This window comes from Pararhizobium polonicum, from assembly GCF_001687365.1.
Taxonomy (GTDB): domain Bacteria; phylum Pseudomonadota; class Alphaproteobacteria; order Rhizobiales; family Rhizobiaceae; genus Pararhizobium; species Pararhizobium polonicum.
Genome location: NZ_LGLV01000005.1, coordinates 306,983 through 331,665, shown reverse-complemented (window position 1 = coordinate 331,665; position 24,683 = coordinate 306,983). Strand labels below are relative to the sequence as shown.

Sequence of the window (24,683 nt, the reverse complement as noted above, 5' to 3'; positions counted from 1 at the left end):
TGTTTACTCTGGAAGCTTGTCGTCTGGAGCTCTGTGTTCCTGCTCGATCGTCAGGATGTGGCGGTGACCGTGGTAGAGCGCACTGTCAAGGTAACGCCCGATACCGAAGCGGACAAGCACGCCGATGGCGGCCGCGCACGGCACGGCGACCAGCAGCCCGACGAAACCGAACAGCGCGCCGAAGGCCAGAAGCGCGAACATCAGCCAGACCGGATGCAGGCCGACGCTCTTGCCGACCAGCCGGGGCTGAAGGATGTTGCCTTCGAGAAACTGCCCGGCAAAGAAGATCGCGGCGACGATACCGATATGAATATAGTCGGGCCAGAACTGGACCAGCGCCACACCGAGGGCGAGCACCAGCCCGACCATCGAGCCGACATAGGGAATGAAGCTGATCATGCCGGCAAACAGGCCGATCAGCAGGCCGAAGTTCAGGCCGGCGAAGGACAGGGAGACGCCGTAGAACAGGCCGAGGATGATGCAGAGCGAGCCCTGGCCGCGCACGAAGCCGGCAATCGTCGTGTTCATGTCGCGGGCGATCTGGCGCACCGTGGCGACGTGATCGCGCGGGATCCAGCTGTCGACCTTGTCGACCATCCGGTCCCAGTCGAGCAGCAGATAGAAGGCGACGACGGGCGTGACGACGAACAGCGAGATGATGTCGAGCAGCGCCATGCCCGAATTCCACAATTGCTGGAACAGCGTGCCGAGGAAGCCGGCGCCCTGTTCGAGCAGCTTGGCGGAGTTCTGCTTGATCGTGTCCATCTGCCCGGAAATCCAGTCGGGCAGCCAAGCGGCATCCGGGCTGGTGAGAAACTCCTGCAGCTTGGACACGTAACCCGGCATCTTCTGGATGAATTCGGACGCCTGGGTGAAAACGATGGGAATGATGACGACCAGCGACAGGGCAAAGACGACGATGAAGCCGATCAGGATGACGACCGTCGCCATCAGGCGGCTCAAGCCCAGCCTTTCCAGCCGGTCGGCGACGGGATCGAGAAAATAGGCGAGCGCCATGCCGGCGATGAACGGCAGCAGAATGGTGGAAAACACCATCAGGAAGGCGATGAAGCCGGCCAGGAAAAGTGCCCAGAAGATGATCTGGCGCTGCAGCCCGCTGCCGCTCAATGTGTTGACCATGCCGCTGTTCCGATGCGTTGTCGCTGGCGCTCCGCCGCGCTGCTTCCAGTGCTGGAGATAGGATGTGGTACCGACCATGGTCAAGCCTGTGGCGCGAAACGGCCGACAATGGCGGGCAAAACGTCAAAAAAGCGGGAGTATCCGGGGCAATATGCTTGCACTTGCAGCGGCACCATGCCAATCGCAATCCAAATATGACGAGCCGGCGGAGATCAAGCCATGAGCGAGCCAGGAAAGAACGGTCTCACCTACAGCGATGCGGGTGTGGATATCGATGCCGGAAACCTTTTGGTGGACAAGATCAAGCCGCATGTGCGCTCGACGCGGCGCCCGGGCGCTGACGGCGAGATCGGCGGCTTCGGCGGCCTGTTCGACCTGAAGGCGGCGGGCTTCACCGATCCGGTATTGGTGGCCGCCAATGACGGCGTCGGCACTAAGCTCAAGATCGCCATCGACGCCGACAAGCACGACACGGTCGGCATCGACCTCGTTGCCATGTGCGTCAACGATCTGGTCGTCCAGGGCGCCGAGCCGCTGTTCTTCCTCGACTACTTCGCCACCGGTAAGCTCGATCCGGATCAGGGCGCCTCGATCGTTGGCGGCATTGCCGCCGGTTGCCGCGAGGCAGGCTGCGCACTGATCGGCGGCGAAACCGCCGAAATGCCCGGCATGTATGCCGGCGGGGATTATGATCTCGCCGGTTTTGCGGTCGGTGCCGCCGAACGCGGGCAACTGCTGCCGGCCGGCGATATCGCCGAGGGCGACGTGATCCTCGGCCTCGCCTCCTCCGGCGTGCATTCCAACGGATACTCGCTGGTGCGCAAGATCGTCTCGCTCTCCGGCCTTGCCTGGGACGCGCCGGCACCGTTCGGCGAAGGGACCCTGGCCGACGTGCTGATGACGCCGACGCGCATTTACGTGAAGCCGCTGCTCAAGGCGATCCGCGAGACCGGAAAGATCAAGGCGCTCGCCCATATCACCGGCGGCGGCTTTCCCGAAAACATTCCGCGGGTGCTGCCCAAGCATCTGGCCGCCGAGATCGATCTCGATGCGATCAAGGCGCCGGCGGTGTTCTCCTGGCTTGCCAAAACCGGCGGCGTTGCCGCCAACGAGATGCTGCGCACCTTCAACTGCGGCGTCGGCATGATCGCCGTCGTCAAGGCGGAAGACGCCGAAACGGTAACGTCGGTCCTGACAGCCGAAGGCGAGACCGTGTTTGCGCTCGGCCGCATGGTCGCCCGCGCAGAGGGCGCGGCCGGTACGATCTACAAGGGCACGCTGGCTCTATGAACGATACGGTGAAACCGGCCCGCAAGCGGGTCGTGGTGTTCATTTCCGGCGGCGGCTCCAACATGCTGGCGCTGGTCAAGGCCGCTGGCGAACCGGATTTTCCGGCCGATATCGTCGCCGTGATCTCGGACAAGGCCGATGCCGGCGGGCTGGCGAAAGCGGCAGCGCTCGGCATCGCGACGTTTTCGTTCGTGCGCAAGGATTACGCCAGCAAGGACGCCCACGAAGCCGCGATCCTCTCGACGCTCGAAAGCCTTTCCCCCGACATCATCTGCCTTGCCGGTTATATGCGGCTTTTGAGCGCCACCTTCATCAACGCCTACGAAGGCCGGATCATCAATATTCACCCTTCCCTGCTGCCGCTGTTTCCGGGCCTGCACACCCATCAGCGGGCGATCGATGCCGGCATGACGCAAGCCGGCTGCACGGTGCATTTCGTCACCGAGGGCATGGATGAGGGCCCTGTGATCCTGCAGACAGCCGTGCCGGTGCTGCCGGGCGATACAGTGGACGACCTTGCGGCAAGAGTGCTGGTCGAGGAACACAAGGCCTATCCGAAGGCGCTGAGACTGGTGGCCGAGGGCAAGGTGCGGATGAACGGCGGGCGGACTTTGCGTGACGAAGGCGGCCTCACGCGAGACCTATCGTAAATCCGGTCATCACCTTGACCCTTTTCACGATCATTCTTATCCTGTTGAAACCCTTGCTCCCGATCTACTCTTGCATGAAATTCGCAATATCCTTGTCGTTTCAGAAAGGCGCAATCGCGTCACGGCTGACGGAGCTGCGAGCCTTCTGATGGGACTCCGGAAAGTTCCGCTCATCATTATCAGCATGAAGGACGATCTCGGAATTTTGCAACTGGCCAGAGAGCATCGGCTTTCGGACTATGATGCAACCTATCTTGCCCTTGCCGTGGCGCAAAATACCGCCCTGGTTACTCTGGACCGCAAGCTTAATACAGCAGCGTGTGGCGCGGGGTTGAAAGCATTTGGTTAGCCGAGCAGCTCCCGATTACAGGCCCTCTTTGGAGTTAAAAACATGTTCACTCACGTCATGATCGGAAGCAACGACCTGGAGCGGGCTAGAGATTTCTACGACGCCACATTCGCCGCGTTAGGAGGCGAGCCTGGCGAGATCGATGCCAGAGGTAGGCTGATCTATGCCCACGAGCGTAGTCGGCTGATGATCACGAAGCCGATCGACGGCAATCCGGCGACCGCGGCCAACGGTGGGACGATCGGTATCGCCGCTGCGAGCCGTGACCATGTTCTCGCGTGGCATAAGGCCGGTACGACGCATGGTGGGACGTCGATCGAGAGCCCACCCAGCGAGCGGCCGAACAGAGCCTTCGTCGCCTACCTTCGCGATCCGGACGGAAACAAGCTCACCGCGCGCACCCAGGCGACGAAGTAACACAATCGGCAATCAGTCAGTCTCGGCATCAAGGGAAAATTCTGACCATCAGGCCTTGCCCAACCGCTCCCGGTTGAGCATCGCCCATTGCAGCAGCATGATGGTCTTGCCGTCGCAGATTGCGCCGCTGTCGATCATCGCCATGGCGTCCGTGAGCGGCACTTCCAGCACCTCGATATCCTCGTCCTCGTGGGCTGCCCCGCCGCCGTCTTCGGCCCGGACCGTCACATCGATGATCGCGGCAAAGAAGTGGATGGTCTCGGTCACTGCGCCCGGCGACATGAAGGCCTGAAAGACCGGCTGCACATCCGTGACCAGATAGCCGGTTTCCTCCATCACCTCGCGCTTGATCGCCTCGGCCGGGTGATCGCCGTCGAGCAGGCCCGCCGGCGTTTCCAGAAGCCAGCCGGAATGGCCGTTCAGATGCGCCGGCATGCGGAACTGCCGCACGAGGATGACGCTGTCACGCCCGGGATCGTAAAGCAAAATGGTCGCGCCGTTGCCGCGATCGTAGACCTCGCGCTTCAGTTTCTTCGTGACGCCGTTCGAACCGGTATAATTGAAGGTGACGTTGCGCAGATGGTACCAGTTTTTCGAAAGCGTCTCGTCCTTGAGGATTTCGACCTTCGCATTCTCGAATTTCGTCATTTCCAGTTCAGTCCCTGTCCAGATCAGTCCTTGCGCAGCCATACGTGATTGTCGTGGAACGCCGCCCCGCCATAGGGGGCCGCCGCGTCGGCGCCGGTCAGCACGTTGATGCCCTCGCCGTCGAGATGCGCGTCGTTCGGCCAGAGGCCTTCGGCGATCACCACACCGCGCCGCGTACCGCCGCCAAGCTTGGCGTGCAGGCGGATTTCGCCGCGCTCGTTGCCGATCCGGACGATATCGCCTTCGGCAACGCCGAGCACCGCCGCATCGTCGGCGTGGATCATCACTTCCGGGCGGGCTTCCTTCTGGATGGAAGACGGCGTTTCGGCAAAGGTCGAGTTCAGGAACGAGCGCGCTGGCGATGTCGCCAGACGGAACGGATGTGCGTCGTCGGCCACCTCGATCAGATCGACATGATCGGGAAACTCCGGCAGTTGCGCATGCGGGCCGAAGACACCCAGGGCCTTGGGCGGGCGGTTCGGTGCTGGCGTGCCGGTCCAGTCGGCCTTGAAGCGGAATTTGCCGTCGGGATGGCCGAACCCCTTGATGAAATGCGCCGTCTCGAAATCCGGCTGGACATCCAGCCATTTCTCCCGCTTCAGCCCCTCGTAACCGATGCCGTAGTTGACCAGGATATGGTCGATATGCTCGCGCTCGCTCAAGCCGAAACCGGGTTTGTCCGAGACACCGAGCCGCTTGGCCAGTTCCTCGATGACGAAGAGATTGGTGCGCACGGTCGATGGCGGCTCGACGACCTTGGGGCCGAGCAGGATGTGCTGGTGGCCGCCGCCGCGATAGAGATCGTCATGCTCGAGGAACATGGTGGCGGGCAGGATGATATCGGCGACCTTGGCCGTATCGGTCATGAACTGCTCGTGCACCGCGACGAACAGGTCGTCGCGCAGGAAACCGCGCTTCACCAGCCGCTGCTCCGGCGCGACGTTGACCGGATTGGTGTTCTGGACCAGCATCGCCGTCACCGGGCCGCGATGGCGCAAAGCCTCGGCGTCGCCGGTCAGTACCCGGCCGATCTGCGACTGGTCGAGCATGCGGATATCCGGGTCCAGCATGGCGGAGCCGACCAGTTCGCGCTTGTCGAACTTGAAGATATCGTTGTTGGTGTGGAAAGCGCCGCCGCCCTCGTGCTTCCACGAGCCGAGCACGGTCGGCACCGAGGCTGCGGCGTGGATGGCGACTGCCCCATTGCGCTGGCGGGTAAAACCGTAGCCAAGACGGAAATAGGTTTTCGGGGTCGTGCCGACGAGCTTGCCGAAGGCCTCGATCTCGTCCACCGGCACCCCGGTGATGGCAGACGCCCATTCCGGCGTGCGCGTCTTCAGGTGGTTTTCCAGACCTGCCGGATCGTCGGCATACTCAGCCAGATAGGCCCGGTCGGCGTAACCGTCGCGGAAAGCGATGTGCATGATGGCGCAGGCCAGTGCCGCGTCGGTGCCGGGCTTCAGCACCAGCCCCATATCGGCCTGCTTGATGGTCGGATTGTCGTAGATGTCGATGACGACGATCCTGGCGCCGCGCTCCTTGCGGGCCTTGATGGCGTGGGTCATGACGTTGACCTGGGTCGAGACCGCATTGGTGCCCCAGATGACGACGCAATCGGATTTCGCCATCTCGCGCGGATCGGGCCCGCGCAGCGACCCGGTCGCCATCGCCAGACCGGTCCAGGCCAGATTGGTGCAGATCGAGCCGAAGAAGCCGGAATACTTCTTGGCATGGCGCAGGCGGTCGATCGAATCGCGCTGCACCTGCCCCATCGTGCCGGCATAATAATAGGGCCAGACGGCTTCCGATCCGTATTGCTGCTCGGCCCTGACGAAGGCGCCGGCGATTTCGTCCAGCGCGTCTTCCCAGGAAAGCGCCTGCCAGTTGCCCTCGCCCTTGGCGCCCTTGCGGCGCTGCGGCGCCATCAGGCGGCCGGGGTGGTAGATACGCTCCGAATAGCGGGCGACCTTGGCGCAGATGACGCCGGCGGTATAGGTGTTGGCGGAGGCGCCGCGCACCCGGCCGATCCGGCCTTCAGGCGTGACATCGACCTCCAGCGCGCAGGCCGAGGGACAGTCGTGCGGACAGACAGTGTGGCCGACGGACTTTTCTGGTTTGATGGGGGTCGCAACGTTCATGGCTTTTCTATATTGCATCGCGCAAGGGTCTCAAAGTCCCGATCGCCATGCATTCCAACATTTCATCCGAACGATCAGGGACGCGAATGAATTACCGTCACATCTATCACGCCGGAAATTTCGCCGACGTGCTGAAGCACGCGGTGCTCGCCCGTCTGGTCGTCTACATGACGCAGAAGGACAAGGCGTTTCGCGTGCTCGACACGCATGCCGGCATCGGCCTCTATGATCTCTCCAGCGAGGAAGCGCAGAAAACCGGCGAATGGGTTGACGGTATCGGCCGCATTCTCGATGCGGATATTCCGGCCAAGGCCAAGGCAATCCTCGAACCGTACCTCACGGCCGTCCGCGACCTCAATCCCGGCCGGAGCCCCGATGGCGGCCTGACGCTCTATCCCGGCTCGCCGAAACTGACCCGCATGCTGATGCGGCCACAGGACCGGCTGTCGGCCATGGAGTTGCATCCCGACGACTACGAGACGCTGCACCGCCTGTTCGACGGCGATTTCCAGAGCCGCATCACCGAACTCGACGGCTGGCTGGCGCTCGGCGCCCATCTGCCGCCGAAGGAAAAGCGCGGGCTCGTGCTGGTCGATCCGCCGTTCGAGATCGCCGGTGAATACGAACGGCTGGTCGATGGCCTGCACAAGGCGTACCGGCGTTTTTCCGGCGGCACCTTCTGCCTCTGGTATCCGCTGAAACAGGGTGCGCCGATCGCCGATTTCCACGAGGCGCTGAAGGCTCTGGAGATCCCCAAGATGCTCGGCGCCGAGCTGTCGGTGCGCAGCGACCGCGACACGACCGGCCTTTCGGGCTCCGGCCTGATCATCGTCAACCCGCCTTTCACGCTGAAGGGTGAACTCGACATCCTCTTGCCCTTCCTCAAGGACCGGCTGAAGCAGGATCGCCATGCATCGGCCCGCGCCTTCTGGCTGCGTGGCGAGGAGATGCCCGAGCGGGATTGATCGGGGCTTGACGGTCCGGCTGCAAGAGACGCAATCTGACGAAACTTCGGCTTGAGGGGAATTCGGGAGACGATCATGACAGGAATGCTGGCCCCGCCCCTTCTCTTCCCCCTCGCCGCGATCGGCGGCATATGGTCTGACACGCAATGGGCCTCGTTGCGGTGACGGGCGCGATCTCCGGTTTCCGCCGCATCGCCCTGCCGCTGCTCGCAGCCCTGTTGCTTGCCGCCTGCAATGGCGAAAGCGATGCACAGAAGGCGCCACAGAACGCCAATACCCCGATCGCCGGCAATTCCACCCAAACGCCATCCCGGTTGCCACCCGTTCCGCTTGGCAGCGGTTTCGATTTCTATGTGCTGTCGCTTTCATGGTCGCCGAGCTGGTGCATCGAGAACGATCCGTCCGGCCGCACCGAACAATGCGACCCCGGCAACAGCCATGGTTTCATCGTCCACGGGCTGTGGCCGCAGAACGAACAGGGCTATCCAGAATTCTGCCGGACGCGCGAACCTGACCGGGTACCGGAGACGCTGGGGCGGACCCTGTTCGACATCATGCCGTCGATGGGCCTGATCGGCCACGAATGGCGCAAGCACGGCTCCTGCTCGGGCCTCAGCCAGAAGGACTATTTTGCCGTCATCCGCGCCGCCTGGCAAAGGGTGGCGATACCGCCGGCGCTGCAATCGGTGGCCTCGCATCAGCGGACCAGTGCCGCCGACATCGAAACCGCGCTGACCACAGCCAATCCCGGCCTGCGGACAGACGCCATGGCCGTCACCTGCGCGGCCGGACGCGTCGATGAAGTCCGTATCTGCCTCAACAAGGATCTCAGCTTCCGCGCCTGCGGCGAGATCGATCGCGCCGGCTGCAAGGTCAAAAGCCTCAGCCTGCCGCCCACGCCCTGATCACCAAGAGAAAGAAACCTCGCATGAAGATCCTCTATTCCCCCAGCTCCCCCTATTCCAACAAGGTGCGCATGGCCGCGCGTTACGCCGGCATATCCGCCGAAAGCGTTCTGACAGACACCAGCGGCAGCCCGCAGGAGCTGATTGCCAGCAACCCTCTCGGCAAGATCCCGACGCTGATCACCACGGACGGAAAGGCGATCTACGACAGCCGCGCGATCATGCATTTCGTCGACCGCGAGACCAAGGGCAAGCTCTACCCGCGCAACGCGGAAAAGCGCACCGATGTGGAAATGCTGGAGGCGCTGTGCGACGGCATCTGCGACAGCCTGCTGGCCATCGTCTACGAAAAGCGCTTCCACCCGCCGGAAAAGGTCCACCAGCCCTGGATCGACAGGCAGTGGGAAAAGGTGGCACGTGGCCTCGATCATCTCAACGCCAACATGCCGAAGACCGGCGCCAAGCTGCATGCCGGCCATTTCGCGCTGGCCGCGATGCTGCGCTATATCGAGCTCCGCTTCGCCGGCGAATGGCAGAAGGGCCGCTCGAAGCTGAAGAACTGGCCGCAGAAATTTGAAAAGTTCTTCCCGGACTATGCGCAGTTCAAGCTCTGACGCCTCACAGTCCGGCGCTGCCAACGAAAGTAGGCTGTAAAAACGCAAGAAGGCCGGATCGCTCCGGCCTTCTTGTTATTCACGATGTTCCGATCGATCAGAACTTGACGCCCATACCGACGCGAACGCTGTGTTCGTCGTAGCCCGACGAAACGCGGCCACCCGGCAGGCTGAAGTCCTTCGAACCGTAGTCGGTGTAGCGATATTCGACGCGCGCCGTGATGTTGTCGGTCACGAAGGCTTCGGCACCGGCACCAGCCGTCCAGCCGAGCAGCGTGTTCTTGTCCGAACCACCGCCGTTGGCAGTTGCCTTGACGCTGGATGCAGCCACACCGGCCGTACCATAGACGAGAACCGGGTTCAGGTCGTAACCGACGCGGCCGCGGACCGAGCCGTTGACGCCCTGCTCCATCTTGCGAGCCGAGTTCCTGGTGTCGTTGTCGCCGTAGTTGATATCGGCTTCAGCACCATACACGATGTTGCCGCTCTGCATGTTGTAGCCGCCATAGAGGCCGCCGCCGAAACCGGCAGCGCCACGGCCGCCCGTTGCGTCATACTGGCCATGGCCCCAGTTGGCGGTACCACCGACATAGGCGCCCGACCAGTTCTTGATCGCCGGCTGGCTGTAATCGGCAGACGGCGCAGCCGGAACTTCGTCGATCGCATCAGCAGCCTGAACGGAAGTGAAGGCGATGAGGGATACGGCAGATGCCATAAGGGTGGTGATGAGAGTACGCATTAAAGTCTCCTTTCGAACCGATGTTCCGGACCCTCGCGGTCCTAAACTGATACATCGGACAAATTGCAATTAACCCCGCCCGGTTGATATGAAATTGGCGGTCAATTGCGGATTCACAAGAGCCAAATTGTGAAATTTTAGTGGCAGCACCATGACCGAAATGCGATGTTGCTTTGCCGCCACAGGGTAATTATTAACCACAAATCAACAATAACGGAATATATACTATAAGTATCGAAAACAATTCAATTTACCCGCTCGGCGTTAATTTTTCCGAAACGAATACCCGCAGGCCGTTTCGCAATCCGCCCCCTCCTCCTATATCCTTGCCGGCAACAGGAATTCGAATCGCACGGCGGGAAATAGATTTGAGGACGCCTCTGAAAACAGCACTGGTGACTGGCGGCGCCCGGCGCATCGGCAAGGCCATCGTCGAGGATCTGGCGGCCCATGGCTTTGCCGTCGCCATTCACGCCAATGCGTCGCTGGCGGAAGCCGAGGCGCTGGCGGCCGGCATCCGCGCCAAAGGCGGGAGAGCAGCGACCGTGGTGGCCGACCTTGCCGACACGGCGTCGACCTCGGCCCTGGTGGACAAGGCAAGAGCAGCGCTCGGCCCGATCGGGCTGCTGGTCAACAATGCATCCCTGTTCAAGAAGGACAGCCTCGACGCTTTCGACGAAACGGTCTGGGACAAACATTTCGCCCTGCATGTCAAAGCCCCGTCGCTGCTGGCCCGCGATTTCGCGGCGCAATTGCCGACGGAACATTCCGGGCTGGTCGTCAACATCATCGATCAGCGCGTCTGGGCTCCAAATCCGCGATTTTATTCCTATATGTTGTCGAAGTCGGCGCTGCTGACAGCGACCGGAACGATGGCGCAGGCCCTGGCACCGGCCATCCGCGTCAACGGCATCGGCCCCGGCCCGACCCTGCCCAACGAACGGCAGAACCGCGACGATTTCGATCGGCAGGTCGAGGCGCTGATCCTGAAGACGGGGCCGGCGCTCGATGAATTCGGCGCGACGATCCGGTTTCTGTTCGATACGCCCTCGGTGACCGGGCAGATGATCGCGCTTGACGGCGGCCAGCACCTTGCCTGGGAAACGCCGGATATTTTGGAGATTGTGGAATGAACGGGCGCGTGCCCAATGATGGCGGCATTCTCTACGATGAGAACGCCAAGGACGACGATGACCTGATCGAGGTGCCGGACGCGGCTGCGCCGGCGCCGATCCTCGACTGGGCGGAGACCAGCGCCATTCCCGACGGTCTGCGCGGCGCGGAGCTGATCCAGGCTTTCGTCAAGCTTCTGCCCAACAGTCCCGGCGTCTACCGCATGTTCAACGAGGCGGGCGACGTTCTCTACGTCGGCAAGGCCAGGAACCTGAAGAAGCGCGTCAGCAACTATGCGCAGGGCCGGCTTCATTCCAATCGCCTCGCCAAGATGGTGCGCGAAACCGCCCATATGGAATTCGTGACGACGCGCACCGAAATCGAGGCGCTGCTGCTCGAAGCCAATCTGATCAAGCGCCTGCGGCCGCGCTTCAACGTGCTTCTGCGCGACGACAAGTCGTTTCCCTATATTCTGGTGACCGGCGACTCGAGGGCGCCGGCGCTTTACAAGCATCGCGGCGCGCGCAGCCGAAAGGGCAACTATTTCGGCCCCTTCGCCTCGGCCGGCGCCGTCGGCCGCACGATCAATTCGCTGCAGCGCGCCTTTCTGTTGCGCACCTGCACCGACAGCGTCTTTGAAAGCCGCACCCGCCCCTGCCTGCTGCACCAGATCAAGCGCTGTGCCGCCCCCTGCACCCATGAGGTCAGCGACGCCGACTATGCCGAACTGGTGACCGAAGCCAGGGACTTCCTGTCCGGCAAGAGCCAGGCAGTGAAGGCGACGATTGCCGCGGCGATGAGCGAGGCGTCGGACAATCTCGATTTCGAACGGGCCGCCCTCTACCGCGACCGGCTGGCGGCGCTGTCGCATGTGCAGAGCCATCAGGGCATCAATCCGGCCGGGGTCGAGGAAGCCGATGTCTTCGCCATCCATCACGAAGGCGGCGTCTCCTGCATCCAGGTGTTCTTCTTCCGCACCGGGCAGAACTGGGGCAACCGCGCCTATTTCCCCAAGGCCGATCCGACCCTGACCTCCGCCGAGGTCCTCAGCGCGTTTCTCGCCCAGTTCTACGACGACAAGCCCTGTCCCCGGCAGATCCTGCTGTGCGAGACGGTCGAGGAGCAGGAACTGCTCGGCGAGGCGCTCAGCGAAAAATCCGGCTACAAGGTCACGATCCTGGTGCCCCAGCGCGGCGAGAAGAAGGATCTGGTCGATCACGCCGTTGCCAATGCCCGCGAGGCGCATGGCCGCAAGCTGGCCGAGACCGCCTCGCAATCGCGCCTGCTCGACGGTTTTGCCACGACGTTCAAGCTGGAGCGCACGCCGCGCCGGATCGAGATCTACGACAACTCGCACATCATGGGCACCAATGCCGTCGGCGGCATGGTGGTGGCGGGCGCCGACGGCTTCGTCAAAGGCCAGTACCGCAAGTTCAACATCAAATCGACCGACATCACCCCCGGCGACGACTTCGGCATGATGAAGGAAGTGATGACACGGCGGTTTTCGCGCCTGCTGAAGGAAGAGGGAAAACCCGACCGCAGCATCGAGACCAACGAGGATAGCGCTTTCCCGGCCTGGCCCGACGTCATCCTGATCGATGGCGGACAGGGCCAGATGACGGCGGTGCGGGCGATCCTCAAGGAGCTGGATATCGAAGACTGTGTTGTCGCCATCGGCGTTGCCAAGGGCGTCGACCGCGAGGCGGGCCGCGAGCGCTTCTTCCCGCCGGCTGGCAGCCGCGACGGCTTCACCCTGCCGCCGCGAGACCCCGTGCTCTATTTCATCCAGCGCATGCGCGACGAGGCGCACCGGTTTGCCATCGGCTCGCATCGGGCGCGGCGCAAGAAGGAGATGGTCAAGAACCCGCTCGACGAGATCGGCGGCATCGGCCCGACGCGCAAGCGCGCGCTGCTCCACCATTTCGGCACCGCCAAGGCGGTTTCCCGCGCCGGGATCAACGACCTGATCGCGGTCGAGGGCATTTCGGAAGCCGTCGCGCGGATCGTCTACGATCATTTCCACGAGGACGGCGCGAAGTAGCGCCCAAAACCAAGGTGGAAGAGGAGCATCTCCCTCGGGGGAAGACGCATCTCATCCGGTTCACCATGCGTTCAGACGAATTCCGCCATAATTCAGGCCGATCTCTCAATGACCGGTTGACGCCGCTGTCACAAAGTCTTTCATCTGTCGCCAAGAACCCGCAGAGAACCCGAATCGATGTCCACCACGCCTGCCGCTTACAATATTCCAAATCTTCTGACCTACGGCCGCATTCTGGCCGTGCCTCTGATCGTCCTGTGTTTCTTCATCGAGGGCAAGCTGCACAGCTCCGATTTCGCCCGATGGACCGCGCTCGGCATCTTCGTCGTGGCGTCGATCACGGATTTTCTTGATGGCTATCTGGCGCGGATCTGGAACCAGACTTCGAATATCGGCCGCATGCTGGACCCGATCGCCGACAAGCTGCTGATCGCCACCGCCCTGCTGCTGATGGCGGCGGATACGGAAAAGACTATCGCCGGCTGGTCGCTCTGGGCTGCGATCATCATCCTGTGCCGCGAAATCCTCGTCTCCGGCCTGCGCGAATATCTGGCGGGGCTGAAGGTCAGCGTGCCGGTGACGCGCATTGCCAAGTGGAAGACGGCGGCGCAGATGTTTGCCATTGCCTTCCTGCTCGCAGGCCCGGCCGGCGACAAGGTCCTGCCCTACACGACGCAGATGGGCATCGGCCTGCTCTGGATCGCCGCGATTTTGACGATCTACACCGGCTACGACTATTTCCGCGCCGGCCTCAAGCACATGATCGACTGATGGCCAGCGTCAACCTCGTCTATTTCGCCTGGGTGCGCGAACGGATCGGCAAGGGCGAAGAAACACTCGAGCTTCCCGGTACCGTCGTGACCGCCGGCGATCTGCTCGCCCACCTGAAGACGCTCGGCGAGGAATACGAGGCAGCGCTGGAGCACCAGAACGTCATCCGTGTCGCCATCAACCAGGAACATGTCGATCACGACGAACCGATTGCCGGGGCGCGGGAGATCGCGCTGTTTCCGCCGATGACCGGAGGCTGAGACCGTGACCGGCGTGCCTGTCACCGTCCGCGTCCAGCGGCAGGATTTCGACCTTGCCGCCGAAGTCCAGGCCCTCTCGACCGGCCGCCACGATATCGGCGCGGTCGTTACCTTTTCCGGTCTTTGCCGCGATGAGGCGGGCTCGCTGAGCGCGCTCGAACTCGAACACTATCCGGGCATGGCGGAAGCGGAGATCACCCGCATCTGCAAGGAGGCCGTGACCCGTTTCGGATTGCAGGCCGTCTGCGCCATCCACCGGCATGGAAAAATCCTTCCCGGCGAAAACATCGTCCTCGTCGTCACCGCCTCGCCGCACCGGCAGGCGGCCTTCGACGGCGCCAATTTCATCATGGATTTCCTCAAAACCTCGGCCCCCTTCTGGAAGAAGGAACATGCGGTGGATGGCAAGGAGCGCGGCTGGGTCAGCGCCAAGGATGAAGACGACAGCGCCAGGGATCGCTGGTCCAATACTAAGGACTGATTACGGCTGGAATTGCTCCTTGCGTGTCAGCACCAGCAGCAGCACCAGAAACGAGAAGATCGCGAAATCCCGCCAGAGCATCGGGCCGTAGGCGCTCCACAGCGTTTCGCTCAGGCCGATCGCCGCCGCCCCGAGCGCCGCCAGCACCGGCGCCGTCTGGCCGCCGATCGCGGCGATGAACAGCACCTTGACGCCGAATACCAGGCCCGCGCCAAAATCCATGTTGCCATAGTAGGATGTGGCGAGGATGCCGGCGACAGCGGCCAGCAGCGCCGAAAGCCCGTAGGCCGCAACGAACACCCGGCTGCCATCGACGCCGCAGAGCGCCGCCGCCCCCGCATCGTCGGACACCGCCCGCCACGCGCGGCCCCAGGCGGACCGCGCCAAAAATACATGCCCTGCCCCGACCAGAGCCAGCATCAGCAGCGTATTGAGAAGCTGGATCACCGTCAGCGTCACCGGGAATTGCGGGTCCGGCCAGAGCGTGAGCGGCATATTCAGGAACGGCGGCAGCCAGAGGCTGCGGGTCTCAGCCGCGATCCGCGACAGTTCCATCAGCACCAGCGCCACACCCAGCGAGGCGACAACCACCGTATTGGCCGAGGTCACCACCAGCCTGCGCATGATCGAACGGCCGATGAACAGCCCGGCACCGAGCGCATAGACCAGCGCCGAAATGGCCCCGACAGCGAGTGCCGCGGGCAAAACCAGCCACAGCCGGTTCCAGGCAAAATCGGAAAACAGCAGGAAGATCTGGCCGGAGAAGCCGAACAGCGCGCCATAGGTGAGATCGGCCCGCCGGGTGACGGAAAAAGCGATCGAATAACCGAAGGCCAGCAGCGCATAGAGGGCGGCGATGGGCAGAGCGCTGGCAAGCTGCTGGAGAAAATAGGCCATGGAACATCCACTGATGACAACGTCATTATAACTGGTAAAATGTGTTTTACCAGTTAGGGTATCGCATGACATTTTCCTGGACCCCACATCGTTTTTCCGGTGGCGCGCTGGCGCTCGATGTCGCCAATTCGGTGATCCTGCGTTTCGACCCGCAGCGCCGGATCGACCGCTATGCCGATCCGGTTGCACTGCGCGATTTTGCCGCCGCGGCGACACGGTTTTCGGCGGAGAAGGCATTGTTCGGGCCGCTGGAGCCCGTTGCGCCTGAAAATCACGATGCCTTTCTGGCGCTGCGCGAGGCGACCGACCGGCATTTTCGGGCCGAGGTGCTGGGGGCCTCCTCCAGCGAAGGGCTGGCCGACCTGCTCGATGCGGCCTCCGTCATCATCCGCCGGCATCCGGCCGGAGCCACGCGCACGGCGCTCGACGCCGCCACGGCCCGCTCGGCGCTGATGCTGGCCACCGCCAGCGAGCCGCAACGCCTGAAGATCTGCCCCAATTGCCAATGGCTGTTTCTCGACCGCAGCCGCAACCGCAGCCGCACCTGGTGCGACATGACCGTCTGCGGCAACCGCGCCAAGGCCAGCCGCCACTACCAGCGCCAGAAGAAGGAGTTGACCGCATGAACAGACGGCTTGCCCTCGCCGCCGGTGTTCTCGCAGCCCTGTCGGTCCTCTCCGCCTGTCAGCGCGAGACCGGCCCCGATCCGCTGCAACTCACCGGCAAGATGTTCATCTTCAACTACCGGCTCGCCTATGCCACCTACATGATCACCTTGACCAAGACAGAACCGGTTCCGGACGGCAGTACCGTTGTGGCCACATTCGAAAACCCTGCCGGCGGGCCGCCGCTGACGCTCGACCGCAAGCTGTTTGCCAAGCTCGACAAGATCGTGCTCGAAAGCCCCGACGTCACCTGCGTGAAGAAGCAGAAGCCCTATGCGGTGACGATCGAGGTCAAGGGACCGGATGGCGCTGTCCTGCAGACGCTGAAGACCGCAGTCACCTCCAACCTCGACCAGGACATCATGCCGGCAGAGGCGCTGGTCGTCGGCCCCGCCTATGACAAGAACCCGGACGTCTTCAAGGGCGGCAAGACGCCCGAGCATTTCGCAACGGCGGCCTGCCCGGCCTAGGCGGGCGGTCTTCGATACCTCCACAACGCAAAAGCCGGAGCGTTTCCGCCCCGGCTTTTCCTGAGTCTTTTCAAATCCTTCGGGCCGAAACCCTCAAGAATTGATTCAGCCGACGATTTCAGTGTCGGAGAACCAGTACTTGATTTCCTGGGCAGCGGTTTCCGGAGCGTCCGAACCGTGGACCGAATTTTCGCCGATCGACAGGGCATGGGTCTTGCGGATCGTGCCTTCGTCGGCGTTGGCCGGGTTGGTCGCGCCCATGATTTCGCGGTTCTTCAGGATGGCGCCTTCGCCTTCGAGGACCTGAACGATGGTCGGGCCGGAGGTCATGCCTTCAACCAGTTCGCCGAAGAAGGGGCGTTCCTTGTGAACGGCGTAGAAGCCTTCGGCTTCGCGCTTGCTCATCCAGACGCGCTTGGAAGCGATGACGCGCAGGCCGGCGTCTTCGAGCATCTTGGTGATGGCGCCCGTCAGGTTGCGCTTGGTGGCGTCCGGCTTGATCATCGAAAAGGTGCGTTCAATCGCCATTGTCTCAATTCCCTTGGTTTTTCGTGGGTTTTTCCGTGAATTTGGCGGTTCAATAGCCGCCAATGCCGCGCAAAACAAGGGGGAACCCCAGCGTTTTCGCCCAGCGGGCCGGAAGTTTCACACAGCCGTCACGCAACGCCCGCGCCATCCCGGCGATCCCGGCAGCGCCCAAACCCGTCCGCGAGCGCATCCACGCGCTTCAGAATAGCCTTCAGCGTGGCACCCAAAAGCAGGCGGCAATCCGATCAGGGAATTTCATCGATCGCATCACCCACCGCGATATGATTTTGAGATAGGCTAAAACCCTATCGAAGGAGAATGCAATGCTCGATCACTACCGGATGTTCGCCGATTACAACCGCTGGGCCAACCGGCTGCTCTATGCGGCGGCCGGAAACCTCACCGATGCACAGTACCGCGAGGACAAGGGCGCCTTCTTCGGCTCGCTGCATGCGACGTTCAATCATGTGCTGGCCGCCGACCGCATCTGGATGAAACGCTTCAGCGGCACCGGCGATGCGCCCGCCGCGCTCGACACCATCCTGTTTGCCGACCTGCCCAGCCTGTCGGCAGCGCGGGCAGCCGAAGACGAGCGCATCATCGCCTGGATCGGCAGCCTGACCGAAGCCGACCTGACCGGCCGCTTCACCTACACCCCGGTCAGCCATCCCGTCCCCGTCACCCAGCGCCTCGCCCCGCCGCTCAGCCACGTCTTCAACCATCAGACCCATCATCGCGGCCAGTGCCACATGACGCTGACGGCGCTGGGAGGCCCGAGCCTTGCGCTGGATATGAGCTATTTTTTGCGGGCGCCGGAGGGCAGGCACTACGCGGAGTGACTCAACCAACGGAAATCATTTGCATCTTCCCGGCTGCGAAAATACCGGCGCAAGGCTGAAGCAAGTCAGGCGCTGCAATATCCGGTTCGATTTTCCGGAGGAGGACGCACAATGGATTGGTATCCGATCGAAGCCCTGGAGGCTGGCAAGCTTGCCGTTCTGCATTTTGAAAACGAGAACGAACAGCGCTGGGTCGGCTATATCCATGGCGACGGCATCTGCCATTGGCCGGAAAACGTCTCAGGCCGCAGGCCGGACGGCTGGCAGGACCTGTCCTCACTGTTTTCGGCCCTGCCCGACAGCGCAAAACAGATCGTCGCGCAGGCGCTATAGGGTTTTCCCTGCCTCTTTGACGGTCTTTTAATTCCAATGCGCTATCCGTTTTCCTGACAATCGATCGCCTCTCCGGCGGTTGTGTGAGGGGTGCGGATATGACGGACAAGTTCCAGAACGACGGCGCGCAGAACGCCGCGATCCTGCTGAAGGTGGCGCAGACCATGGCGAAGCTGGGTATCGCCCCCTTCCCGCGCAATTACGAGCTGTTCTATGAGGCCCTCTGCGGCCACAATCCCGCCCTGACGCGCGACGCAGCCGCTCTCGGCAACCAGCCCACGCAAAGCCAGATCGAGCAGATTGGTGTCAAACATCACCTCACCGGCTTTACCGCAATTGCGGCCGACGCGATCCGCGCCGATACGGCACGCTCGATTGCCGCGATGAGCCAGACACTGAACGGGGGCATTGCCAAGACGGAAGCCTTCGCGGCGCTGCTGCGCGATTTCATCGGCCGGCTGGAGAGCGATCCCGTCGCCGGCATGTCGGATTTCGCCGACGATGCCGGGCGGCTGCGCGATGCCGTCTCCGTCTTTGAGCGGGAGGAACGGGCGTTTGCCGCCACCATGAACGAAACTGCGGCGCAACTCGGCAACCTGCGCAACGATATCGAGACCATGCGCAAGGCATCGATGCGCGACCCCGTCACCGGCCTTGCCAACCGCATCGCCTTTGCAGCGAAGCTCGCAGCCCTTTATGACGACGGCAATGCCTGCGGCCCGGCGGCTCTGGCGCTGGTCACGGTCGATGGCCTGCGCGCGCTTGCCGAAAGCCACGGCGCGGCCGTCGCCGAAAGGACATTGAAGAAGCTGGCGCCGGTCTTCCGCAAATCCGTCAAGAAGAACGATTTCGTCGCCCGCCTCGGCACCGACGAGTTCGCCTTCGTCTTCCATGACGTCTCGGCCGAGAATGCCGAGGCAATCGCGCAGCGCATCCGCGCTTCCGTCGAAGACGTGCAGATCGCGCTGCCGAACCGGACGTTCACGACCCAAACCCTCTCGCTCTCCACCGGCATCGCCATGGCATTGACCGCCTCCGGCAGCGCCGATCTCTTCACCCAGGCGGAACTGGCGCTGCGGGCGGTGCATGTGCGGGAAAAACCCGGCGTGCTGGTCTTTTCGGCGGCGATCGGCGGCCGGACGGCGAAAACATACGCGCCGCACGCCGCCTGATCAGGGTGCGCCGCAGCAAACCCTTGCCTTATCGCCAGACTTCCGCCAAAACGCGGCCATGATCACGCTCAACAACCTTTCGGCCCGCATTGTCGGACGCCTTCTCATCGACCAGGCCAGCGTCGCGCTGCCGGCGGGTATCAAAGCTGGCCTTGTCGGCAAGAACGGCGCCGGCAAGTCGACCCTGTTCAAGATTATCACCGGCGACATGGAGGCGGAGACTGGTTCGGTCTCGATCCCGAAGAACGCCCGCATCGGCCAGGTGGCGCAGGAAGCGCCGGGCACCGAGGAGCCGCTGATCGAGATCGTGCTGAAAGCCGACAAGGAGCGCGAGGCACTCTTGGCAGAGGCCGAGACCGCCACCGACCCGCACCGGATCGCCGACATCCATATGCGGCTTGCCGATATTCAGGCGCATTCGGCCGAATCCCGTGCCGCCAGCATTCTGGCCGGCCTCGGCTTCGATGCCGAAGCGCAGCTGCGCCCAGCCTCGTCGTTTTCCGGCGGCTGGCGCATGCGCGTGGCGCTGGCCGCCGTGCTGTTTTCCGAGCCGGACCTGCTGCTGCTCGACGAGCCGACCAACTATCTCGACCTTGAAGGCACGCTGTGGCTTGAGGACTACATCAGCAAGTATCCGCATACGGTCATCATCATCTCCCATGACCGCGACCTGTTGAACACCGCGGTCAACGCCATCATCCATCTGGACCAGCAGAAGCTGACCTTCTATCGCGGCTCCTACGACCAGTTCGAGCGCCAGCGCGCCGAAGCGATGGAATTGCAGACCAAGGCCAAGGTCAAGAACGATGCGGCCCGCAAGCATCTGCAGGCGTTCATCGACCGCTTCAAGGCCAAGGCCTCGAAGGCAAGACAAGCGCAGAGCCGCGTGAAAGCGCTGGAACGCATGGGCACGGTGTCTTCGGTCATCGAGGATCACGTCCAGGGCTTCAAGTTTCCCGATCCGGAAAAGGAAGCGGCCTCGCCGATCATCGCGCTGGAAAGCGGCACCGTCGGCTATACGCCCGGCAAGCCGATCCTGCAGCACCTGTCGCTGCGCATCGACACCGATGACCGCATCGCCTTGCTCGGCTCGAACGGCAACGGCAAGTCCACCTTCGCCAAGCTGATCTCTGGCCGCCTGCCCGCTACCGGCGGTTCGGTGCAGGTCGCTCCGGGCCTGAAGATCGGCTTCTTTGCCCAGCACCAGTTGGACGACCTGATCCCCGAACACGATGCCGTCGAGCATGTGCGCCAGCGCATGCCCGGTGCCACCGAAGGCAAGGTGCGCGCCCGCGTCGCCCAGATGGGCCTTGCGACCGCCAAGATGAGCACGCCTGCCAAGGACCTCTCCGGTGGTGAAAAGGCCCGCCTGCTGATGGGCCTTGCCGCCTTCGACGCACCGAACCTGCTCATCCTCGACGAACCGACCAACCATCTGGATATCGACAGCCGCAACGCGCTGATCCAGGCGCTGAATGAATATACCGGCGCCGTCATCCTGATCTCGCATGACCGCCACCTGATCGAGGCGACGGCCGACCGGCTGTGGTTGGTCAAGGACGGCACCGTCTCCAACTATGACGGCGACCTCGAGGACTACCGCGCGACCATCGTCCAGAGCTCCAGGGGCAAGGGCGGCAAGAACAAGGGCAATGGCGGCGAGGAGCAGCTCAGCAAGGCCGAGCAGCGCAAGGCCAATGCCGACAAGCGCGCCACCTTCGCGCCGCTGAAGAAAAAGATCAACGATGTCGAATCCTTGACGGCAAAACTGCACAAACAGATTCAGGCCCTCGACAAGGAGCTTGAAGACCAGGACCTTTACGACAAATTCCCGGAAAAGGCCGCCGCCAAGGTCAAGGAACGCGCCGAGGTGGTGGCCAAGCTGAGCAAGGCCGAAGAGCAGTGGATGACACTGTCCGACGAATACGAACAGGCGATGGCGGGCTGATCGATGCTTGTGCCGAGCCGGCCGGAGGTGTTTTACGACCGGCCAGCTCAAGCGCCCACGCTTGCGCAAAGTTGAATTGACGCGCTGAACTCACGGAAATGTTCCGAAAACCAACGCGCTCGCAAGCTTGTGGATGGTCCGCGTTTGCTATCTTTTCGTTGTCGGTGCGACTGGCGACGAGAATGGAACACCATCGGGGAGCATCGATTTTTTTAGCCGCGCGCCCGGATACCCGATTGAATATCAGAGGGATGTACCATGCAGACTGAAGCCAGCGTCGTCCGTATCGGCCTTGTTTTGTTTCCACAGCTGACGCAGCTTGACCTTATGGGCCCTGTAGAAGTTTTCGGCCGGATGCCAGGAGCCGAAGTCGCGCTTCTCTGGAAATCACTCGATCCAGTACCATCAGATAAGGGAATCCAAATCGTTCCTACGGAGCGGTTCGATGATTGCGACCATCTTGACGTGATCTGTGTTCCCGGTGGGCCAGGCCAAATCGCCTTGATGGATGACGAAGAGGTCCTCGCTTTTCTTCGGCGCATTGCCCCTGGCTGCAGGCTGATAACATCCGTATGCACGGGATCTCTTGTTCTTGGGGCTGCGGGCTTGCTGACGGGTTATCGAGCCACCTCCCATTGGTCGTCGATCGATCAGCTGGCGATGTTGGGCGTGACACCTGTCCCTGAACGGGTGGTTCGGGATCGCAACCGTATCACCGGTGCAGGAGTGACGTCCGGTATCGATTTCGCGTTGACCGTCGTAGCGGACTTGGCCGGTCCGGACGTGGCCAGAGAACTTCAGCTCCAAATGGAATACGATCCTGAACCTCCCTATCCCTGTGGTTCGCCGCGCACCGCATCACCGGAGCTGGTGGCCAAGGTTCGCGGAAAGATCGCGGCTTTTTTGGCGAGGCGACGGGCGGCGACGGAACGGGCAGCCGAACGTCTCAACCTATCATAATCACTTGGAATTCAATCCGGCGAGCCTATCACCGTCGCCGGCATGCAAGGCCTGCCCCCGGATGTAGGGGCTTGATCGGCCCTCATCCGCCCGGAGCGCCGGCGGGCAGTCCCGGCTCGCCGGCCATCGTTTCCTCCGTGCCGAAAATCCGGCGCGGGAAAAGCGGGATGGTCAGCACCGACAGCAGAGCCACGCCGTAGAAGAAGGACAACAGATCGATCCGGGCGGACAGCAGCCCGACGAGGATCGGACCGGTGATGATGGCCAGCGACAGCACGACGAACACGGCACCCGTCGCTGCCGATGGCCGGTCGCGGAAAAGCGAAATCCCCCACACCAGAAAGCCGTTTCCCGGCGCGATCGACGAGACGCCGAACAGGACGGCGGAGATCAGAACGACGGCCTGATTGCCGGGCGCCATGGCCAGCAGGGCATATGAAAGGCCGCATAGCGGCATGCTCACGGCCAGAAGCCCCCGGACGCCGAACCGGCTGACGGCCCTGCCCGTGAACATCGCCGGCAGGCCGGCAAGGCCCAGAAGCACCCAGAACAGCCGGTCCGCCGGAAACGCCATGCCGCCGGTCGAGAGGATCAGATCGACGGCGAAGGTCAGATAGGTGCTGAACAGCAATCCGTAGACGAACAGCGACAGATAGAGCGGCATGCACTCTGCCCGCAGGAACAGCGCGGGGCGAAGCGGCAGTTTCGGTTTCGCGTGCGCCTGGACAAGCCGCCGATCCGGAAGCAGCCACGCGTTCCAGAGCGTGACGGCGAGACCGATGCCGGCCATGGCGATCCACGCCTGCTGCCAGGACGCCTGCAGCCAATAGGCGGCCAGACCGGTGAAAATGAGACCGGGAGCAGCGCCGGCGTTCACCACGGCGATCGCACGGCCCTTCCAGCCCGCCGACAACCACGCCTCGATCGCCTCGAACATCGCCGGCGACAGGATGCCGCCGCCGGCACCGGCCAGAATGATACCGCCCGCGGCTACGGGAAAACTCGGCGCCAGTCCGGCGATCAGAAGGCCCGACGTCGTGACGAGCCCTGAAACCACGATCAATGTGCGCGGGCGGAAATAGATGGCTATTCCCGAGGCGATCACCGTCGCCAGCAGATAGACCGCCGTGTTGAGGCTGGCGATCAAGGCGAGATCGAAGGTGCTCAGATTGAATTCCTGCCGGATGGACGGCAGGAACAGGCCATAGGCATAGCGCCCCATGCCATAGGTAACGCTGGTCATCGCCACGCAGGCGGCTGTGAACGCGAATGAGAAACGGTCGAACGGGCGGGACTGCATTCTGCCTCTGTCAAAGAAAATTTGAAGCGCTGTTTGGCCCACAGCTATTGGCCATTGCCGCAGCCTGCGGAAGCAAATAATCTTGGCTGTATCTGTTAGTTTTATTTGAAGCTCTCGCCATGGCCCGACATATTCCCGGTACACGTTCCCTGCGGGTGCTCGAGGCGGCCGGACGGCTTCTCAATTTCACCCATGCGGCAACGGAATTGAACCTGACTCCGGCTGCGATCAGCCACCAGATCAAGGAATTCGAGACGCAGCTCGGCGTCGTGCTGTTTGCCCGCAAGGGCCGCGCGCTGCAGCTGACGCAGGCCGGAGAAATCCTGCATGCGGCGGCGTCGGAAGCATTGGGCGCCCTTGGCCATGCCGCTGTCCGCGCAAGACGGAGTCAGGGGCAGCAAACAAGGGTCCGGTTGAATGTCAACGCATCGACCTCGATCGCCGCCAAATGGCTGGTGCCCCGGCTCGACCGGTTCGCGAAGAAGGAGCCGAATGCCGATGTCCGCCTCACCGTCTCCTGCGCCATGCAGGACTTCGATCGCGACGAGGTCGATGTGGCCATTCATTTCGGCCCGGGAACCTATCCCGGCCTTTATGTCGAACGGCTGTTCGAGCATGTGATCTATCCGGTTTGCAGCCCCCGGCTGCTGGAGGGCGGGCAGCCCCTTGCCGCGCCGGAAGACCTTCTCCGCCACACGCTGATCCAGCAATCATGGAGCGGGCAAGGCGTCGTGTGGCCGGACTGGCGCGCATGGATGCAGGCGGCCGGCGTCGACGGTTTCGAACCGAAGCCGGGGCTTCATTATGACGATACCCATCATGCCATTCAGGCTGCCATAGACGGGCAAGGCATCGCCCTTGGGGACGAGGCTCTGGTGGCCGACGACCTCTCCGCAGGACGGCTGGTGCGGCCGTTTGCCCTGTCGATCGGCGGCCCGCCGAATTTCGCCTATTTTGTCGTCTCTCCGCTGGAGACGATGCAAAATCCGCTGGCGTCGAGTTTCGTCAGCTGGCTGCACAGCGAGGCCGGGACAGGCTGATATCGCA

At 62.6% G+C, this 24,683-nt stretch carries 27 protein-coding genes and 1 riboswitch; of the genes, 20 read left to right on the top strand and 7 right to left on the bottom strand.

What is annotated here, in order from left to right; all coding sequences use genetic code 11:
* Positions 1-3 precede the first annotated feature (3 nt).
* Positions 4-1,140: an AI-2E family transporter gene (locus ADU59_RS07440; protein ID WP_068953230.1), complete on the bottom strand. Its 1,137-nt coding sequence runs from the start codon at positions 1,138-1,140 to the stop codon at positions 4-6.
* A gap of 219 nt (positions 1,141-1,359) precedes the next feature.
* Here ADU59_RS07440 and purM point away from each other — a divergent pair, with 219 nt between their 5' ends.
* Genes purM through ADU59_RS07420 form a run of 4 tightly spaced genes read left to right on the top strand, consistent with a single transcriptional unit; the run spans position 1,360 to position 3,846 of the window.
* Entirely contained in the window at positions 1,360-2,430 is a 1,071-nt protein-coding gene (gene purM, locus ADU59_RS07435) for a phosphoribosylformylglycinamidine cyclo-ligase (RefSeq protein ID WP_068953228.1), read from the top strand.
* A complete protein-coding gene (purN, locus tag ADU59_RS07430) occupies positions 2,427-3,080 on the top strand; it encodes a phosphoribosylglycinamide formyltransferase (protein ID WP_068953226.1) in 654 nt (217 codons plus the stop codon). The genes purM and purN overlap by 4 nt, the downstream gene beginning before the upstream one ends.
* Positions 3,046-3,429: a type II toxin-antitoxin system VapC family toxin gene (locus tag ADU59_RS07425; RefSeq protein WP_139093154.1), complete on the top strand. Its 384-nt coding sequence runs from the start codon at positions 3,046-3,048 to the stop codon at positions 3,427-3,429. Before purN ends, ADU59_RS07425 begins: the two co-directional genes overlap by 35 nt.
* 42 nt (positions 3,430-3,471) lie before the next feature.
* A complete protein-coding gene (locus ADU59_RS07420; protein ID WP_068953222.1) occupies positions 3,472-3,846 on the top strand; it encodes a VOC family protein in 375 nt (124 codons plus the stop codon).
* 48 nt (positions 3,847-3,894) lie between these two features.
* Here the strand turns inward: ADU59_RS07420 and ADU59_RS07415 are convergent, their stop codons facing one another.
* Positions 3,895-4,494: an NUDIX domain-containing protein gene (locus ADU59_RS07415; RefSeq protein ID WP_068953220.1), complete on the bottom strand. Its 600-nt coding sequence runs from the start codon at positions 4,492-4,494 to the stop codon at positions 3,895-3,897.
* A 23-nt stretch (positions 4,495-4,517) separates the two neighbouring features.
* Positions 4,518-6,650: a molybdopterin-containing oxidoreductase family protein gene (locus tag ADU59_RS07410; protein ID WP_068953218.1), complete on the bottom strand. Its 2,133-nt coding sequence runs from the start codon at positions 6,648-6,650 to the stop codon at positions 4,518-4,520.
* A gap of 68 nt (positions 6,651-6,718) precedes the next feature.
* Here ADU59_RS07410 and ADU59_RS07405 point away from each other — a divergent pair, with 68 nt between their 5' ends.
* From ADU59_RS07405 to ADU59_RS07395, 3 genes are all read left to right on the top strand, one after another.
* Positions 6,719-7,597, top strand: coding sequence for a 23S rRNA (adenine(2030)-N(6))-methyltransferase RlmJ (locus tag ADU59_RS07405; RefSeq protein WP_068953216.1), 879 nt, complete (start codon positions 6,719-6,721; stop codon positions 7,595-7,597).
* Between the two features lie 146 nt (positions 7,598-7,743).
* On the top strand, positions 7,744-8,502 hold the full coding sequence (locus ADU59_RS07400; protein ID WP_083198161.1) for a ribonuclease T2 family protein: 759 nt from the start codon (positions 7,744-7,746) through the stop codon (positions 8,500-8,502).
* A gap of 23 nt (positions 8,503-8,525) precedes the next feature.
* A complete protein-coding gene (locus ADU59_RS07395) occupies positions 8,526-9,116 on the top strand; it encodes a glutathione S-transferase (RefSeq protein ID WP_068953214.1) in 591 nt (196 codons plus the stop codon).
* Positions 9,117-9,213: 97 nt separating this feature from the next.
* Here the strand turns inward: ADU59_RS07395 and ADU59_RS07390 are convergent, their stop codons facing one another.
* Positions 9,214-9,855: an outer membrane protein gene (locus ADU59_RS07390; protein ID WP_068953212.1), complete on the bottom strand. Its 642-nt coding sequence runs from the start codon at positions 9,853-9,855 to the stop codon at positions 9,214-9,216.
* 368 nt (positions 9,856-10,223) lie between these two features.
* Here ADU59_RS07390 and ADU59_RS07385 point away from each other — a divergent pair, with 368 nt between their 5' ends.
* The 5 genes from ADU59_RS07385 (at position 10,224) to ADU59_RS07365 (ending at position 14,524) form a co-directional block, all read left to right on the top strand.
* Complete coding sequence (locus tag ADU59_RS07385; protein ID WP_068953210.1) at positions 10,224-10,988, top strand: SDR family oxidoreductase; 765 nt, start codon at positions 10,224-10,226, stop codon at positions 10,986-10,988.
* A complete protein-coding gene (uvrC, locus tag ADU59_RS07380; RefSeq protein ID WP_068953208.1) occupies positions 10,985-13,012 on the top strand; it encodes an excinuclease ABC subunit UvrC in 2,028 nt (675 codons plus the stop codon). Before ADU59_RS07385 ends, uvrC begins: the two co-directional genes overlap by 4 nt.
* 177 nt (positions 13,013-13,189) lie before the next feature.
* Positions 13,190-13,783, top strand: coding sequence for a CDP-diacylglycerol--glycerol-3-phosphate 3-phosphatidyltransferase (gene pgsA, locus ADU59_RS07375; protein WP_068953206.1), 594 nt, complete (start codon positions 13,190-13,192; stop codon positions 13,781-13,783).
* Positions 13,783-14,043: a molybdopterin converting factor subunit 1 gene (moaD, locus tag ADU59_RS07370; protein WP_068953204.1), complete on the top strand. Its 261-nt coding sequence runs from the start codon at positions 13,783-13,785 to the stop codon at positions 14,041-14,043. Before pgsA ends, moaD begins: the two co-directional genes overlap by 1 nt.
* Before the next feature lie 4 nt (positions 14,044-14,047).
* A complete protein-coding gene (locus ADU59_RS07365) occupies positions 14,048-14,524 on the top strand; it encodes a molybdenum cofactor biosynthesis protein MoaE (protein WP_083198160.1) in 477 nt (158 codons plus the stop codon).
* Here ADU59_RS07365 and ADU59_RS07360 read toward each other — a convergent pair whose 3' ends face one another.
* Positions 14,525-15,421, bottom strand: a complete 897-nt coding sequence (locus tag ADU59_RS07360) for a branched-chain amino acid ABC transporter permease (RefSeq protein ID WP_068953202.1) — start codon at positions 15,419-15,421, stop codon at positions 14,525-14,527.
* A 65-nt stretch (positions 15,422-15,486) separates the two neighbouring features.
* Between ADU59_RS07360 and ADU59_RS07355 the strand changes: the two genes are divergently transcribed.
* Both ADU59_RS07355 and ADU59_RS07350 read left to right on the top strand, forming a co-directional pair.
* Positions 15,487-16,047: a CGNR zinc finger domain-containing protein gene (locus tag ADU59_RS07355; RefSeq protein ID WP_068953200.1), complete on the top strand. Its 561-nt coding sequence runs from the start codon at positions 15,487-15,489 to the stop codon at positions 16,045-16,047.
* A complete protein-coding gene (locus tag ADU59_RS07350) occupies positions 16,044-16,556 on the top strand; it encodes a hypothetical protein (RefSeq protein ID WP_068953198.1) in 513 nt (170 codons plus the stop codon). Before ADU59_RS07355 ends, ADU59_RS07350 begins: the two co-directional genes overlap by 4 nt.
* Before the next feature lie 105 nt (positions 16,557-16,661).
* Here ADU59_RS07350 and ndk read toward each other — a convergent pair whose 3' ends face one another.
* Positions 16,662-17,084, bottom strand: a complete 423-nt coding sequence (gene ndk / locus ADU59_RS07345; protein WP_068953196.1) for a nucleoside-diphosphate kinase — start codon at positions 17,082-17,084, stop codon at positions 16,662-16,664.
* 323 nt (positions 17,085-17,407) lie between these two features.
* Between ndk and ADU59_RS07340 the strand changes: the two genes are divergently transcribed.
* From ADU59_RS07340 to ADU59_RS07320, 5 genes are all read left to right on the top strand, one after another.
* The gene (locus ADU59_RS07340) at positions 17,408-17,923 is read left to right on the top strand and encodes a DinB family protein (protein WP_068953194.1); all 516 of its coding nucleotides are present in this window, start codon (positions 17,408-17,410) and stop codon (positions 17,921-17,923) included.
* A gap of 111 nt (positions 17,924-18,034) precedes the next feature.
* Positions 18,035-18,256, top strand: coding sequence for a hypothetical protein (locus tag ADU59_RS07335; protein WP_068953192.1), 222 nt, complete (start codon positions 18,035-18,037; stop codon positions 18,254-18,256).
* Between the two features lie 98 nt (positions 18,257-18,354).
* Positions 18,355-19,428, top strand: a complete 1,074-nt coding sequence (locus tag ADU59_RS07330; RefSeq protein WP_068953190.1) for a GGDEF domain-containing protein — start codon at positions 18,355-18,357, stop codon at positions 19,426-19,428.
* A 58-nt stretch (positions 19,429-19,486) separates the two neighbouring features.
* Positions 19,487-21,376 carry an ABC-F family ATP-binding cassette domain-containing protein gene (locus tag ADU59_RS07325; protein WP_068953188.1) on the top strand — a complete coding sequence of 630 codons (1,890 nt, stop codon included), beginning with the start codon at positions 19,487-19,489 and terminating at the stop codon, positions 21,374-21,376.
* Positions 21,377-21,532: 156 nt separating this feature from the next.
* Positions 21,533-21,613: riboswitch (ZMP/ZTP riboswitch) on the top strand.
* A 21-nt stretch (positions 21,614-21,634) separates the two neighbouring features.
* Positions 21,635-22,336: a DJ-1/PfpI family protein gene (locus ADU59_RS07320; RefSeq protein ID WP_068953186.1), complete on the top strand. Its 702-nt coding sequence runs from the start codon at positions 21,635-21,637 to the stop codon at positions 22,334-22,336.
* Between the two features lie 82 nt (positions 22,337-22,418).
* Here the strand turns inward: ADU59_RS07320 and ADU59_RS07315 are convergent, their stop codons facing one another.
* The gene (locus ADU59_RS07315) at positions 22,419-23,636 is read right to left on the bottom strand and encodes an MFS transporter (protein ID WP_068953184.1); all 1,218 of its coding nucleotides are present in this window, start codon (positions 23,634-23,636) and stop codon (positions 22,419-22,421) included.
* A 119-nt stretch (positions 23,637-23,755) separates the two neighbouring features.
* Between ADU59_RS07315 and gcvA the strand changes: the two genes are divergently transcribed.
* Positions 23,756-24,676: a transcriptional regulator GcvA gene (gene gcvA / locus ADU59_RS07310; RefSeq protein WP_068953182.1), complete on the top strand. Its 921-nt coding sequence runs from the start codon at positions 23,756-23,758 to the stop codon at positions 24,674-24,676.
* The last annotated feature ends 7 nt before the right edge of the window (positions 24,677-24,683 follow it).